Here is a 14,219-nt window from a genome sequence, read left to right on the forward strand (position 1 = left end):
CTCGTCCTTGGGCTTCCGTGCGCCGATTTTCAGGAAGCGCTCGCAATAGGATGGCAACGGCAGGTTTCAGGCCGCGATGCCATAAGCCTCGATCACGAGGACTGCGACGGTTTTCGCCGCTCTCGTCTAAGGGCGCCACGTCATCGGACCGAACAACACTGAGCTTCCCGGGCGCCGTCGCGAACGCATGGTGGCTGGACGTCGCGAGCGTTATCGCTGTGCGACTGGGCGTACCAGTGGCGTCACGCGTCGGATGGTCACGCGGCGGTTATCTTCCGCCGGCTCGGGCGTACTGATCTTGAGGAAACGCTCGCCGTAGCCTTGCGTCACCAGGTTCTCCGCCGGGATGCCGTAGACTTCCGTCAGGAGGACCGCGACGGACTCGGCACGCTCGTCGGAGAGGACGAGGTTCGACCGGTCGGAACCGACAGCGTCCGTGTGCCCCTCGATGAAGAAGGTTTCACCGGGATCCTTGCCGAGCACCTTCTGCATGGCGTCGGCGACCGTTCGCAGCGTCTTTGCCTGTGACATCGACACTTCGGCGCTGCCGGTTTCGAAATGGATCGTGTCGAGATCGATGCGCCGGACCTTGTCACGGAGACGGGCGGAATTGCGGACTTCATCGATGGAATAGACACGCTCCACGCGCTCGACCGGCGGTTCGGACAGAAACGCGTAGTAATCTCGATCCGGCTCCTGCGAATAGTCGACGATGTAGTCATCGACCGGGATCGTCAGGCGCATCGGCGGCAGGTCATAACCGACGTCGACGATCGCCGGGCGCCTTTCGTCCTGATAGTCCGGCGCGTACATCAACACATACTCGTTGCCATCGCTGTCGACGCGCGAGCGCTGCAAGACGTCACCGTAACGGTCATAGACGGTGACGATCCGGTAGCCGCCCGGGCGCACGATCGTTTCACGCACGCGGCCGCGCGGAAGCTCGTCGTAGTACGCCTCCCGCGCGCCGTGGCGCAGGCGCGGACGATCGTCGCCACGCACGAAGATCTGGTCGCCGACGCCAAGGACGACACGATCGTCGAGCCTCTCGACGACGCGCACCTTGGTCACATCATTGTTCGTCGTGCTGTTGACAGTCCTGTTGTTGATGACGGTATTGTTGACGATGTTCGTCGTGTCCGGCACCGCGAATGCTGGCACCGCGTCAACGCGTCGACCTTCCTCCTTGATCCCGGCCTCGATCCTCTGCGCGGCCGTCTGCCGCACGTCGGCCGGGATTTCAGCCTGGGCCGCGGCGTCATCCGTCGGTGGCGCTATGTTCCCCTGGACGCGCAATTCTTCGCGCTGCTTGCGCCGAGCCTCGCGCCCCTGGTTGCCGCCGGACTTGTCGGCGTCCTTGTCACTGTCGAGCACGGCCGCGCCGTTATCGACCGGAAGCACAATGGTTTCGTCGGTCGCTGCCGGATCCTGGGCGATCTTTCGCTTGTCTGCCTTCGTGCGCTTGTCGACGACAACAGGTGCAGGCTTGGCCTGAGGCTCCTCACTCTGGCGCTGTTCGGCCGTCACGGGCTGTTCAGACCCTGGAACGGGCTGCGGCTCACTCTCACCGGTCTGTGGCGCCAGCTTTTGCTCTTCCGGCTGCTGACGTTCAGTTTGCTGCTTGCGCTTCTTGGGCACCGGTACCTGCGCTTCCCCAGCGTTCTGCGGAGTGCTCTCATCTATAGCGGGTTGCTGTCCTTCTGCCTGCTCTTTGCGCTTCTTGCGTTCAGGTGCTTGTTGTTCCTCAGCCTGCCGCGGAGCGCCTTCCTCTATGGCGGGTTGCTGTTCTTCTGCCTGCTGCTTGCGCTTCTTGCGTTCGGGAGCCTGTTGTTCTTCAGCCTTCCGTGGCGCGCTTTCCTCGGTACCGGGCTGCTGTTCTTCAGCCTGTTGCTTGCGCTTCTTGCGCTGAGGCGCCTGTTGCTCTTCAGCCTGCCGCGGAGCGCCTTTCTCGATGGCGGGTTGCTGTTCTTCTGCCTGCTGCTTGCGCTTCTTGCGTTCGGGCGCCTGCTGTTCTTCAGCCTTCCGTGGCGCGCTTTCCTCGGTACCGGGCTGCTGTTCCTCAGCCTGTTGCTTGCGCTTCTTGCGAGACGGCTCTTCTGCCTGGCGCTGCGGCTCCTCGGCCTGCGGTTGCTGCTGTTCTACCTGCCCTTCCCCCCCGTCCTGCTGCTTCTTGCGCTTCTTGAGCAGCAGTAAATCCTCGGGCGACTGCTGGTCGACGCCTTCCTGAGCGACCTGGAACGGCACCCTCAGGTTCTCGGCCAGCGCCGGCTGTATCACGAATGATGCGGCGAAGACTGGAAGGGCCACCGTTGCGAAAAGTTTGGAAGGCATCGACATGATTTTCACTCCTGTTACTGGGAGACCCCAGCGCCCGTTGGCGCTGTACGAACGGCGCGCCTTACGACGCGGCACAAGCGGGGCCATCACCCGAGCCTCCGACTTTTGTGGCAGTCAAAGGCTAGTCCCAACGCAGCAGCGAACAAACGGTTCCGCCCAGCAGACCCTATTGCGAAACTGCCAACTGCAGGGTCGGGCGGCCGGTCCCGGGAAACGGAAAGGCAAAAATGAGGAGTATCGGCCAGGTGTACGAGCAGCCGTGATCACTAAGATGGCTGTCGGTCGTGGCGATCCACTTGAGCGGCCGCCAGCCGCGACGCTGGCCGATCCGGATTGCCGTTCAGTAGAGGCGCGAGGCGGCATTGGGCATGCTGGGGTTCGATCGCCCCATCGGCGGAGCAGACGTCCGTCCTGTTGATCCTGGATGAAGTGGTATCGGCAAAAAACTCTCTCCGCCGCCACCATTGCTCGCGGGGCTCTCCGGCACGCCGGAAGGCCGCCAGGTGCTGGAAGAGGCCAAGGCCCTGGCCCGCGCTCTTGAGCGACGTCTTGGCAGTTCGGATCCGGGAAGTTTCAATTAGGAGCTCGATCGTCTGGGGTTGAAAGATCCGGCTGTAGTCGATCGCATCAAGGACGTCGCCAGCCTTGTCAATAGGACACCGGGCGGAGTTGAGCCGGGCCTATGAACTCACGTGTGGGCTGAAGAAGGGACTGGGCTTGGGCATGTGAGGCATGTCGGCGATGTGAGGTACCCAGAACCGCTGGGCCAGATTTAAGAAAGAATGCCCAGTATTTCACGGCGCTGTTTAAGGTGTTTCGCGGGGTTCTGTTCCTTCAGCTTTACGAGGTTGAGGACCTTCCAGCGGACAGCCGGAAGATCCGCTGCCTGTGGAAGGCCGATCGCGTCGAAATCGGGCTCGCCGTCATGGAGCGTTAGAAGGAACCGCATGGCCTTTTCATCCAGCCTTGCGAGAATATCGCCGGTCAATCGGTTCCTCACCCCTTCCAACTCGTTAAGGCTGACTGCTTCCGATGTCATGCCCTCGAACTCTTTTACGAAAGCCTCGTCGAGCTTCACGAGCGAGGGACGCACCAATTCGTGCGGCGGTCGGCCGGAGCTTGCGACATAAACGAGGAACGTGTGAAACAACGCATCTGTCAGACCTTCATTCTCATACAGCAGCTTCACGTCGAACAAGTCACGTGGATGCTGGCGGTCGACAGCTGCATGCAGCTTGCCGCCGAAAAGGTCCTCGAACGAAACGACCTTCATTTCCGCAAAGCCGAATTCGTCTTCGACCGCTTCGCTCACGCGTCGTAGTTCAGGCGGGTGGACCGTCCCTCTGGCGACCGGCGAGGTCTCGATCTTGATTTCGGCGCCTCCTTGCCGGACGAGGACGCGCGTGTCGTTGTTGCCTCCGCCGGCTATCCTCTGCACCGTGACACCCCGGAGGTTTCGCAGTAGATCGTCGCGGATTTGCTCGAGTGTGGTGTCGATACCTTTCAGCGTCGTCTCGCGATCCTCGATCGGGAGATAGGTCAGATCAATATCGACTGATAGTCGTGGCATGTCGCGGTAGAAGAGGTTGATCGCCGTGCCACCTTTAAGGGCGAAGGTTTCCTGACGTGCAATGAAAGGAAGGGTCTTCACCAGGAGTTCCACTTGCCGCATATATTGCTCACGCGCCACGGGGCGTCTCCTTTGGCATCAGCTCGTCTGGAATGGTGATTCGGTAAGCCGGGTGAAGCCGACCACCTGGGGTGAGTGCTCGGTCGCCCGTGCCGAGATCGATCGCCGACATGTCGATGTGCCTGCGCCAAGCGTGCCCGTGCTTGTCTGCATAAACGAAGAAGAGGCGCTTGGTCTTTACACTTCGGCACTCCGCCAGAAGTCTTGTCAGCAGCTTCGGGCGCAGATTGGCCAGGCTCTCGAACGCCATGTCGACGGTGTGGAAGCTTTCGCTCTTTGGCAGCTCATCGAGCATTTCGATGATCGCGCGTTCAGGAGACGACATCGGGATCGGCCAGCGCCACGGGCTCAGGGCGAGCTCGCCGTCGGCATCGTCCGATAGATTGAAATCAGAATGTTCAACGCCGAGGGCCGCGTCTCCAAACAAATTGGCGCTTCTGGTTAGGATCCGCGCATCGGTATGCATTTTCGACAGCCACAACGGAATGTCGGAGCCGTAGAGGCAAAGAACGAACTCGCCGCTGAGCGAGAGATAGTGACTATGGCCCCGCAGGGAGAGAGCACTTGCCCCGCCAACGTGGAATTTGTGCCGCATCAGCCATATGGCCGAAAGCAAAGGGATCTTCCATCCCGTAACGGCATCCGGGTTCGTGTCTGGCGAAAATGGACGTCGATAGAGGCCCGTCAATGCTGGTTCCAACCAACCGCGTTTGACGTAGCCCGAAACCGATTGTCGCGAGATGGCGTGACGAGCCATCCACGCAGTGTCCACCAGGAATCCAGGTGGGACTGCTTGGAGAAGCTGCTTTAGCTTTGTCTCGCTTTGTCCACTCATGTTTGACATTGTAGCGCGTCTGTAAAGTTATCGCCACTGCTACTTTAATGAAAGCTGCAAATGTCAATTGAAAATTGACAAAAATCGCCTCATCCAAAGTGGGTCGTCCGTTTTTTCTCTCGGTTTTTGATAGCTGCAATCAACGCGCCCGGGAATCGTTGGCCTGTTGTCTTCTCGTCCCGTTGCCACCACGAGATCGGATCGCGATAACTGTCGCAGCGATCACCGACGCCTCTCAACCGAGCTCGCATTCGGGATTGCCGGCTCTCTCTACGTTCGGGCGGTCACGCGCGCTCCACGGCTCGCGCTTGTGCAGCACTTCGCCATGGCGACAGGCCCAACCACGAGAGAACGGGCCCCGGACGTTGCCTTTTTGGCAATCGACCTTGCGAATATCTGTGCTTCTTCGGCAAGGGAAACTCTGAATAATTGGCCGTGCAAACAACTCTTCAGAGATCCGCAAGATGGCCTATGTCATTACCGAACCCTGCATCGACGTGAAGGATGGCGACTGCACCGCCGCCTGCCCTGTGGACTGCATTTACGAGGGTGGCCGCACCTTCTACATCCACCCCGACGAATGCATAAATTGCGGGCTCTGTCTTTCGATCTGTCCCGTCGATGCCATTGCCTGGGATCAGGAGATACCAAACAACCAGCGCCACTTCATCGCTGTGAACAAGGAGTTCTTCGGGTCCGATGTCACGGGGATGGGGTCGCCCGGCGGCTGGAGCAAGGAGTGCTCCACGACGCAGGACCATCCTTTCGTTGCCGCCTTCGAGAAGGCAGCCGCGATCGCTTAGCAAGTCCGCCCCCTATAGGAGACCAGAGGGTGACGCCTACCGCCTTGTCGCCGCGCTCACCAGCTGGCGTAATAGGCCCTTGTTGCCGCGGCCAGTTTGGTCACGCGTCCCCGCTCGGCGGTCAGCCGCGGAAGGTCAGCGCGCGCCTGCTGCAGGAGTTCGGCCCGGGCAGCCTCGAAATCGACCCGGGTCAACCGTCCATCGCACAGGATCTCCTGTCCGCCGACATAGAGCGCCTTTGCATGCGCGGCCGTCATCCGGGTAAGCAGCACCTCCGCTTCATCCAGGTCGTCCATCAGGCTGTCGGCAACCAGCGCAGCATAGTCCACGAGCACCAGGTCTTCGTTCGCCGGGGCGTTCACCACCTTGGCGCCGACATGGATCGCGGCATCGAAGACACGTCCCGCCGTAAAGGTTCGCGTCAGGTCGCGGCCGCCATGCAGCAGATGGGCAAGGCGCAATTCGCGCCAGAGATCCTGGTCATCGTCAAAGCCCGTTCCGTCGAGGCCGAACGCGAAAGCGGGGCCGCTTGGCGGAATGGTGGCGACCGGCGCCACGCCTGATCGCAGGCGCAAATTCGCCGACGGGTTCGAAACGAGCTGCACGCCGCGCGCAGCCAGCAGCTCCAACTCGTCCGGTCGCAGCTGGACGCCGTGGGCGACGGCGAGGCGGGGCGACAGGAAGCCGATCTCGTCGAGGTATCGGACAACCCCTTGCGGAAAGCGCCGATCCAGCCATTGCCTCTGCCTCGGGCTTTCAAGGAGATGCATGTGAATGCGCCGGCCGGTTGCGTGAGAGGCCTCGGCGATCGCTTCGAGCAGTGCATTGGAACACCATTGCGGCCCGATCGGACCATACTGCACATCGATCAACGGACTTGTGTTGGCCGCAGCGACCGCGTCGGCTGCCGAGATCTGCACCGATGGCGGCGCATAGCTCGGGATCGAGCCGCTGAGATCGTCCCAGTCTGCCGGATCAAGATATGGCCGCAATCGCTGAGGCCCGCCGTCATAGGCCCACGGATCGTAGTCGAGAAGCGGGCAGGAAAGCGCAAGCCTTATGCCTGCGTCGCACGCCGCGCGCATGACCGCGCCTGCCTCGTCGACGAGACGGTCGATGTTCAAAGAATTATGGCAATGCATGGTCGCGCCGACGCCCGTTTGCGCCAACCTTGAGAAGGCCACCAGCGCTTCCAGATAGGGCTCGGTTCGCGGTCGAAGCCGAAGTCCCGGGATCCACACTTCCAGGGCATCGTCCGCGTTGCCAAAATCGAGCGTGCGGATGCCATAACCATGGTCATGGGCGTTGACGGGCGGCGGCATAAGCAGAGCACCGGCCGGGATCGTCGTCCATGAGGCGCCCTCAGGCAAATGATCCAACAGATTTTGCGTGCGCCCTGCGGCCTCGTGGCCCGGTCGCAAGAGAAGTCGCCCGGGAACGGATGCTGTATTCACGGATGGATCGCTTCCATGATCTGGTCGCTGAACCTCTGCAGTTCCGCGCCGACAAATTCGATGACGGCTTCCGCCGCATGCGTGCGCTGCCGGCGTCGCTGCACCAGAATCCCGACATGCAGGTTCTGAAGGCGCGAGCCGGAAAGCGGTATGGCGACGAGATCGCCCGACCTGATCTCGGCGAGGAAACCGATCGGCGTGAAGAAAGCCACGCCCTGCCCGGACAGGATGAAAGGTTTGAGCATCATCTGGCTGTTCGAGAGAACAAAAGGCCGCCCGGTCCGCTCGAAGACCGAGAGTTCGATTTCGATGAGCGAGCGGATCGGTTGCGTGTCGAGTTGCAGGAGAAGGTCGTACTGGGCGCATTCGGCAAGCGAAACCTGCCGCTGTTTGGCCAGCGGATGTTCCCGTCCGACGAAGGCCATCAGCGGCATCGGCACGCGAAAGAGCATCTCGGTATCGTCAGGCCGGGCCAGATCGAAGGTCAGGCCCATATCGACATCGCCCTCGGCGACCAGGCTGCTGATATTGCCGTGGCCGGCGGTGTGGATGTGAAAGCTCACGCCGGGATGGATACTGTGGAATGCGTTGACCATGTCCGGCAGGAATTGGATCGCCAGGCTATCGAGGCAGGACATCTGCACCCGACCGGTCTTTTTCCCCTGCAGGGCGCCGAGGTCGCTGCGCAGCAGTTCGAAATTTTCCAGCGTCACCCGGGCGTGGCGCAGCACGTTTTCCCCGGCAACAGTCAGCCTCAGACCATTCGAGAGCCGCTCGAAGAGCGCGATCCCAAGCTCGTCCTCCAGTTTCTTGATCTGCCGGCTGACCGCCGAGGATGCGACATGAAGCTCCTCGGAGGCCTTGCGAATGGACCCGGACCGAGCGACCGAGACGAAGTATTTCAGGATGCTGGCGTGCATTCGATTGGACCCCTCCTCCCCTAGGCCCCGACCTATAACACGCTCACCGTCCCCTCCAAACGGGCGCGCGCTTCTCCTGAAAAGCGCGCACACCTTCCAGCGCATCCTCGCTGTTCAGCGCCTTCACAAGCGCGGGCGTGCGTAATCCCTGGGCTTCCGCCGGAGAGAGGTGTGCGGTGCGATTGACCGTCTGCTTGATGGCGCGCAGCGAAAGCGGCGCACAGGCGACGATTTCCTTCACCCAGCGGAAGACGGCCGCGTCGAGCTCGTCCGGTTCGGCAAGTTCGTTGACGATACCAAAGGCGTGCATCTCGGCGGCCGAGAACCGCCGACCGGTCAACAGCACACCCATGGCAAGGTTGTGCGGGATCCTGCGCTGAAGAAGCACCATGCCGCCATCGAGCGGCAGGCGCCCGACGCGAGCCTCGGGCAGGCCGAAGGCCGCCTCCGTCGAAGCTATGACAATATCGCAGCCTAGAACCATCTCGAATCCACCACCGAGCGCATAGCCATTGACCCTCGCGATGACAGGAACATCCAGAGAGCGGCGAAAGGCCAGTCCTCCAAAGCCGTTCGGCCGGCTTTCGGTCCAGTAATCAAGGCCGGTCTTTTCAGCCCCCTTCAGATCCGCCCCGGCGCAGAACGCCCGTTCGCCGGCGCCCGTCAAGACGACGCAGCTGATATCGTCGCGTGCTTCGATCTCCTCCCAGATCGCATCCAGTTCGCGCTCGGTCGCGGCATCCACCGCGTTCATCCGCTCGGGACGGTTGAGAGTGACGCTTGCGACGCGATCCTCTACCACGAAAGTGACGCTCATGCCGCATCTCCCTGACGAACCGAAAGCCCCGAAAGGATCTCGTCATTGTGCTCGCCGAGCGTCGGCGGCGCGATGCGAACCGTCACGGTCGCCGCCGACATGTCGATCGGCGAACCAACCAGCCGGATCGGACCGGCCTTCGTCTCTCCCGCGTCCAGGATCATGCCGTTGATCGTCGTCTGTTCGTCGTTAAGGGCTTCGGGAAGCGAGCGTACCGGTGCGCAGAGAATGTCCACCTGTTCCAAGCGGCCGAGCCAATGGGCGCTGCTGTTTTTTGCGAACGCCTCGCGGAAGATTTGCTGCAAATCCGGACGGCGCTGCATCTGCGCGTCGAAATCGACAAATTGCGGCTGGAGGGACAGGTCCTCGATCTCAAGGGCATTGCAGATGTCGCGCAGCGGATTCTGCTTGAAGGCACCGACCATGACGATGGCGCCGTCGGTCGTCTCGAACACGCCCGTCAGCGGGAAGGCGCCCCAGTTCAGGTCCTTTTCCCGCATCATGTGCGTGGTGCCTTCCTGCATCTGCATGGCGAGCATCGAACTGTAGAGGCTGACCGCCACTTGCTGGCCGTGCCCGGTCTTTTCGCGATGCAGCAAGGCAAGCAGAATGCCCTGCACCAGGTGCATGCCGGCCGAGTAGTCGGCGAGCGGCGTCGCGTAGATCGACAGCGGATGGCTCGCGTCGGACTTGCGCCGCATGACGCCCGAAAGCGCCTGCGCCAGGATGTCCTGCCCGCCCTTGTGCCGGTAGGGCCCTTCAAGGCCGAAGCCCGTGCCGACGGCGTAGATCAGCCGTGGGTTTGTCCGCTTCAGCTCTTCATAGCCGAAACCCATGCGCTCCATGACGTCAGGACGGAAATTGTTGACGACCACGTCGGCAGTATCGATCAGCGCGCGGACGGCTGCCCGCGCCTCGTCCTGCTTGAGGTCGAGTGCAAGGCTCTTCTTGTTGCGGTTGAGCGAGGAGAAAACCGGATTGTTGAGGCCATCCGGGTCGGAGCCCAGCGACCAGCGCGAGAGGTCGCCGATCTTGGCCTTTTCGACCTTGATGACCTCGGCACCGTAGTCGGCCAGCATCTGCGTGCAGCACGGGCCAAGCATGACCTGGGTAAAATCGACGACGCGGATACCGTCGAGGGGAAGAGACGTCATTCTGCGGCCTCCAGATAGGTTGCATTTTCGGATGGTACGTCGCCGGGATCGGCGCCCTGCGCCCGCAGCTGCTTCTGGATCGCCTTGACGTCGGCGTCTCGCACCTTGACGCCGGCATTGAGCGCGACGGTGGCGGCAACACCGGCCGCCTCGCCCATCGCCATGCAGGGCGGGATCTCGCGGCTCGATTTTTGCGCCTGAATGGTCGCGGAATAATGCCGGCCTGCGACGATCAACTGATCGACCTCCTTGGGCAGCATGGCCCTATAGGGCGTGTAGTAGTCGCGGCCACGGCACACTGTGTCGGTGAAGTGCTGGCGGTTCATCACGTCGTCCTTGGTGACGACATATTCGCCCTGGAGCAGTCGCGACTGGCGCACGCCCGTCTGCGGCGCAAAGTCGATCACATGGGCATTTTCGAAGCCCGGCAGGTTGGCGCGAGCGAAGTCGAGCAGGCGGGCAATGCGGCCACGGCCCTCGAGTTCCGCATAGGTTAAGTCTTCGACACGGAGGCCAGAGAGCTTCGGCATGTGCGGGCAGTTGAGCCAGATGACGCCCGGCAGCGGGGTCTTCAGCCACCAGAACGACCAGCAACCGCCAATCAGACGCTTGGCCTCGTGGTCGATTGCCTTGAACTTTTCGGGTTCCTCGAATTCGAAGCGCTCGGCGGCTTCAGTGTCGATGCCCCCCCAGCGGGAAACCGTCGTCAGGATGAAATTGCCATCCGTATGCTGGGCGCCGGCATCGGCCGCGACGTCGAGGTCGCCCGAGGCGTCGATGACGACGTCGCCCATGATGGCCTCGCGGCCGGATTTCGTCTGGCAAACCACACCCTTGATCGTGCCGTTCTCGACGATCGCCGAGGAGAACCAGCTATGGGTCCTCAGCTTCACGCCGGATTCGCGCAGGATGTCGTAGGAGACGCGCTTGAAGGCGTCCGGATCGAAGGCGGCCGCATAGCAGATCGGGTGCGGCGCAGACGGCGTGTGGAAGTCGAACAGGCCCCAGCGCGCCCATCTTTGCCAGGCTTCCGGCGTATCGCGAATATCGAGCTGGCGGTCGCCATCCGTCGGCGTGACGCAAAGGCCGAGCGTCTTCATCCGTTCGATCATTTCCATGCAGATGCCACGCACGGTGATTTCGACGCCGTTGACCATGTCGTCGAGCACCAGAACCATACCGCCTGCGGCAAGGCCACCGACATAGGGATAGCGTTCGATAAGAGTGACGCTGGCTCCGGTGCGTGCCGCCGAAACCGCGGCGGAGATCCCAGCCGGTCCACCGCCGACGACGACGACGTCCGAGCGATCGACGATCCGGGCATTGCGCAGGGGTTCTCTGATTGTTTCCATGGTCGTTTCCTCCATAGGGGACGTGTCCGGCGAAATGTGAGGAGCTCACAGCCAGTGACTTCGTCGGTTGACCGGACCCGGTTATCCAGGTCCGGCAGCAAAGGGTTTGGGGGTCAGTGGTCTGTCGTCGGTTTCCAGCGGACGATCTTCGATTCCGCGTAGGAGACGGCAAAGAAGAGAACCACGGCAAGCGAGGCCGCAATCACCACCGTCGCGTAAAGCAGCGGCGAGCGGAAATTGTAGGTCGCCTCGATGATCAGCGCACCGAGACCGTAGCTGGAGCCGATCCATTCGGCGACGATCGCGCCCATCACGCTGCTGGTTGCCGCAATCTTCAGCGCGGCGAACAGAAAGGGCAGCGAGCCCGGCAGGCGAACCTTCCAGAAGATTTCGGAATTGCTGGCAGACAGGATGCGCATCAGGTCGAGCATTGCGGGGCTCGCCGACTTCAGTCCCTGCACCATGTTGACCAGCGTCGGGAAGAAGCAGATCAGGCCGGCGATGATGATCTTCGGCGCGATGCCGTTGCCGACAAGCAGCACCAGGATCGGGGCAAGCGCGATGATCGGGATCGACTTGATGATGACGGCGATCGGATAGAAGGCGCGTTCCGCGAGCGGGCTATAGACGAACCAGACCGCCAGAAGGACGGCGATGACATTGCCGAAGATAAAACCGAGAACGGCCTCCATGAGCGTCGGCCAGAAGTTCGTCCAGAGCACGCCGGCGTTTTCGCCGAAGGCCTTGATGACGTCGACCGGTCCGGGCGCCATGAAGGTCGGCACCGAAAAACCCCAGACGACGAGTTGCCACAAAAGGATGCAGCCAAGGATCGCGAGTGTCGCCGGAAGATGTCGCAGGATCGCAGCGGCAAGACCATCGAGTATCCGGAACCGGTTGCCGTCGGTCAAAGCGCGGCCTTCCGCCTGTGAAGGAAGGGCATTCGCCATCAGCATTCTCCCAAAAGTTTGCGCAGGTGGGCGGTCACCTGGATGAACTCGACCGTGTCGCGCATCGCGAGAGTTCGCGGATAGGGCAAGTCGACTTTCATGAACTCTTTGACGCGGCCGGGATGGGCGGCGAGCATCAGCACATGTTGACCGAGGAAGACGGCCTCGGGGATCGAATGGGTGACGAAGAGGATCGTCGTGCCGGTTTCCTGCCAGAGGCGCAGCAGTTCTTCGTTCAGCTTGTCGCGCGTGATCTCGTCGAGCGCGCCGAAAGGCTCGTCCATCAAGAGAATACGCGGGCGGGTCACCAGTGCCCGGGCGATCGCCACGCGCTGGCGCTGGCCGCCCGACAATTCGTGCGGCATCGCCTTCTCGCGCCCCTTCAAGCCCACGAGGGCGAGAAGCTCTTCCGGATCGGCATAGGTCGCGCCCGGTTCGCGTTTTCCCACCAGCAGCGGGAGACGTACATTGTCGATCACATTGCGCCACGGCAGCAGCGTCGCTTCCTGGAAGACGAAGGCGAAATCGCGCCCCTCGCGCGCCTTGCGCGGTGTCTGGCCATGGACGGACACCGAACCGTCGGTGATGTGCACGAGATCCGCGACGGTACGCAGCAAAGTCGACTTGCCGCAGCCGGATGGGCCGAGCATGGTCACGAGCGAGCCGGCCGGTATCTCGACCGAGACATCGGAGAGTGCGGTGAAGCCTGAATCATCCGCGCCAAAGCGAATGTGAAGGTTCTTCACCGACACCGCGGCGTTGCCGAGCGAAGCCTGGCCGGGTCTGATAAGCGTTTCCAACATCGCCTTATCCTACGCTCTTGCGGACATCGGCCGTCGCATCCAGGATTGCCATTGTGTAGACGTCATCGACGTTGGGAACCGGACCTGTGAACTGGCCGAGGTCCGCATATGTCTTGATTTGCTCCGCCCAGTTTGCCTCGTCCATGCCTCCCCAACCCTCGCTCGCGGTGGTTTCGTTGAACACGAACTTCATCAGCGGTCCGATGGCCTCCAGCTCGCTCGCCTTGTCGAGGTTGGGGTAGGATTCAAGCAGGATGTCGACGGCCTCTTCCTGATGGTCGCGGGCATAACCCCACCCGCGCGCCGAACCGGATACGAAGGCTGCGAGCTGGTCCGCGTGATTTTGCAACTGGTCGTCGGTGGTATAGTAGACGTTGGCATAAAGCCGGATACCGCCATCCCAGAGCGTCAGATCGACCCGGTCATCCCCAAGCACTTTCAGGGCGTTGACGTTCGTCAGCCAGCCACAGACCGCATCGGCCTGGCCGGTCACGAGCTGGTTCATGTCCGAGCCCATGTTGACGATCTTGACCTGGTCTTCCGATATGCCGTTCTTGGCGAGAAGCGCGCGCAGAAGAATGACCGAGGTCGGGATCGCGGCGATCGTCTTGCCAATCATGTCCTGAGGCTTGGCGATCGGATTTGCCTTGCGAGAGAAATAGGCGAAGGGATGTTTTTGGTAGCCGGCGGCGAATGCCTTGATCGGTGCGCCGGCCGAACGAGCCAGCATGACTGACGGGCTGGAGGAAATCTGACCGATGGTCGACTGGCCAACGGCAACACCCGCAACACCATCGACATTCGGTCCGCCGGGCACGATTTCGAGCTCTATGCTCTTCTCGGCGTAGTAACCCTTCTTGCGGGCCACGAGCTCTCCGAGAAGCCCGTTCGATGGCAGCCAACCGAGCTGCATGCGTATCGTCGCGGAATCGGCCGCAAGGCCTGGTGAAACATTGATGAGGCTATGAGTTGCGGCAATCGCGCCCATTGCGGCCGCATTCGAAAGGAAACCTCGGCGGTTCATCATAAAACGAGACATATCGTTCCCCTTGCTTGTTATGGGAGCGATGATGATGGAATTTGGCATCTCATAAAGCACAATTT

At 61.6% G+C, this 14,219-nt stretch carries 12 protein-coding genes; 1 reads left to right on the forward strand and 11 read right to left on the reverse strand.

Annotated features, from left to right (window positions below; all coding sequences use genetic code 11):
- Positions 1–210: 210 nt before the first annotated feature.
- From ASD63_RS29230 to ASD63_RS29240, 3 genes are all read right to left on the reverse strand, one after another.
- Positions 211–2,337 carry an OmpA family protein gene (locus ASD63_RS29230; protein ID WP_060530183.1) on the reverse strand — a complete coding sequence of 709 codons (2,127 nt, stop codon included), beginning with the start codon at positions 2,335–2,337 and terminating at the stop codon, positions 211–213.
- Between the two features lie 772 nt (positions 2,338–3,109).
- Complete coding sequence (locus ASD63_RS29235; protein WP_060530184.1) at positions 3,110–4,027, reverse strand: nucleotidyl transferase AbiEii/AbiGii toxin family protein; 918 nt, start codon at positions 4,025–4,027, stop codon at positions 3,110–3,112.
- Positions 4,017–4,871, reverse strand: coding sequence for a type IV toxin-antitoxin system AbiEi family antitoxin domain-containing protein (locus tag ASD63_RS29240; RefSeq protein ID WP_338130134.1), 855 nt, complete (start codon positions 4,869–4,871; stop codon positions 4,017–4,019). Before ASD63_RS29240 ends, ASD63_RS29235 begins: the two co-directional genes overlap by 11 nt.
- A 455-nt stretch (positions 4,872–5,326) precedes the next feature.
- Between ASD63_RS29240 and fdxA the strand changes: the two genes are divergently transcribed.
- Complete coding sequence (fdxA, locus tag ASD63_RS29245) at positions 5,327–5,665, forward strand: ferredoxin (protein ID WP_034796100.1); 339 nt, start codon at positions 5,327–5,329, stop codon at positions 5,663–5,665.
- Between the two features lie 56 nt (positions 5,666–5,721).
- On the opposite strand, the gene ASD63_RS29250 is transcribed toward fdxA, so the two are convergent.
- From ASD63_RS29250 to ASD63_RS29285, 8 genes are all read right to left on the reverse strand, one after another.
- Positions 5,722–6,987 carry an amidohydrolase family protein gene (locus ASD63_RS29250; RefSeq protein WP_113080500.1) on the reverse strand — a complete coding sequence of 422 codons (1,266 nt, stop codon included), beginning with the start codon at positions 6,985–6,987 and terminating at the stop codon, positions 5,722–5,724.
- Between the two features lie 128 nt (positions 6,988–7,115).
- On the reverse strand, positions 7,116–8,039 hold the full coding sequence (locus ASD63_RS29255) for a LysR family transcriptional regulator (RefSeq protein WP_034796085.1): 924 nt from the start codon (positions 8,037–8,039) through the stop codon (positions 7,116–7,118).
- A 43-nt stretch (positions 8,040–8,082) separates the two neighbouring features.
- The gene (locus ASD63_RS29260) at positions 8,083–8,856 is read right to left on the reverse strand and encodes an enoyl-CoA hydratase-related protein (protein ID WP_060530185.1); all 774 of its coding nucleotides are present in this window, start codon (positions 8,854–8,856) and stop codon (positions 8,083–8,085) included.
- Positions 8,853–10,010 carry a CoA transferase gene (locus tag ASD63_RS29265; RefSeq protein ID WP_060518083.1) on the reverse strand — a complete coding sequence of 386 codons (1,158 nt, stop codon included), beginning with the start codon at positions 10,008–10,010 and terminating at the stop codon, positions 8,853–8,855. Before ASD63_RS29265 ends, ASD63_RS29260 begins: the two co-directional genes overlap by 4 nt.
- Complete coding sequence (locus ASD63_RS29270; protein ID WP_034796075.1) at positions 10,007–11,362, reverse strand: FAD-dependent oxidoreductase; 1,356 nt, start codon at positions 11,360–11,362, stop codon at positions 10,007–10,009. The genes ASD63_RS29265 and ASD63_RS29270 overlap by 4 nt, the downstream gene beginning before the upstream one ends.
- Before the next feature lie 113 nt (positions 11,363–11,475).
- Positions 11,476–12,312: an ABC transporter permease gene (locus ASD63_RS29275; RefSeq protein WP_034796058.1), complete on the reverse strand. Its 837-nt coding sequence runs from the start codon at positions 12,310–12,312 to the stop codon at positions 11,476–11,478.
- The gene (locus ASD63_RS29280) at positions 12,312–13,115 is read right to left on the reverse strand and encodes an ABC transporter ATP-binding protein (RefSeq protein ID WP_034796056.1); all 804 of its coding nucleotides are present in this window, start codon (positions 13,113–13,115) and stop codon (positions 12,312–12,314) included. Before ASD63_RS29280 ends, ASD63_RS29275 begins: the two co-directional genes overlap by 1 nt.
- A 4-nt stretch (positions 13,116–13,119) precedes the next feature.
- Entirely contained in the window at positions 13,120–14,154 is a 1,035-nt protein-coding gene (locus tag ASD63_RS29285; protein WP_060530186.1) for an ABC transporter substrate-binding protein, read from the reverse strand.
- Positions 14,155–14,219 lie beyond the last annotated feature (65 nt).

Origin of the sequence: Ensifer sp. Root558 (genome assembly GCF_001427045.1) — a bacterium.
Classification (GTDB): Bacteria; Pseudomonadota; Alphaproteobacteria; order Rhizobiales; family Rhizobiaceae; genus Ensifer; species Ensifer adhaerens.

What these genes read in the sequence shown, in the direction of transcription:
- ASD63_RS29230 (WP_060530183.1), bottom strand. Translation starts at nt 2,337, where the DNA reads ATGTCGATGCCTTCCAAACTTTTCGCAACGGTGGCCCTTCCAGTCTTC.
- ASD63_RS29240 (WP_338130134.1), bottom strand. Translation starts at nt 4,871, where the DNA reads ATGTCAAACATGAGTGGACAAAGCGAGACAAAGCTAAAGCAGCTTCTC.
- fdxA (WP_034796100.1), top strand. Translation starts at nt 5,327, where the DNA reads ATGGCCTATGTCATTACCGAACCCTGCATCGACGTGAAGGATGGCGAC.
- ASD63_RS29250 (WP_113080500.1), bottom strand. Translation starts at nt 6,987, where the DNA reads ATGCCGCCGCCCGTCAACGCCCATGACCATGGTTATGGCATCCGCACG.
- ASD63_RS29255 (WP_034796085.1), bottom strand. Translation starts at nt 8,039, where the DNA reads ATGCACGCCAGCATCCTGAAATACTTCGTCTCGGTCGCTCGGTCCGGG.
- ASD63_RS29260 (WP_060530185.1), bottom strand. Translation starts at nt 8,856, where the DNA reads ATGAGCGTCACTTTCGTGGTAGAGGATCGCGTCGCAAGCGTCACTCTC.
- ASD63_RS29265 (WP_060518083.1), bottom strand. Translation starts at nt 10,010, where the DNA reads ATGACGTCTCTTCCCCTCGACGGTATCCGCGTCGTCGATTTTACCCAG.
- ASD63_RS29270 (WP_034796075.1), bottom strand. Translation starts at nt 11,362, where the DNA reads ATGGAAACAATCAGAGAACCCCTGCGCAATGCCCGGATCGTCGATCGC.
- ASD63_RS29275 (WP_034796058.1), bottom strand. Translation starts at nt 12,312, where the DNA reads ATGGCGAATGCCCTTCCTTCACAGGCGGAAGGCCGCGCTTTGACCGAC.
- ASD63_RS29280 (WP_034796056.1), bottom strand. Translation starts at nt 13,115, where the DNA reads ATGTTGGAAACGCTTATCAGACCCGGCCAGGCTTCGCTCGGCAACGCC.
- ASD63_RS29285 (WP_060530186.1), bottom strand. Translation starts at nt 14,154, where the DNA reads ATGTCTCGTTTTATGATGAACCGCCGAGGTTTCCTTTCGAATGCGGCC.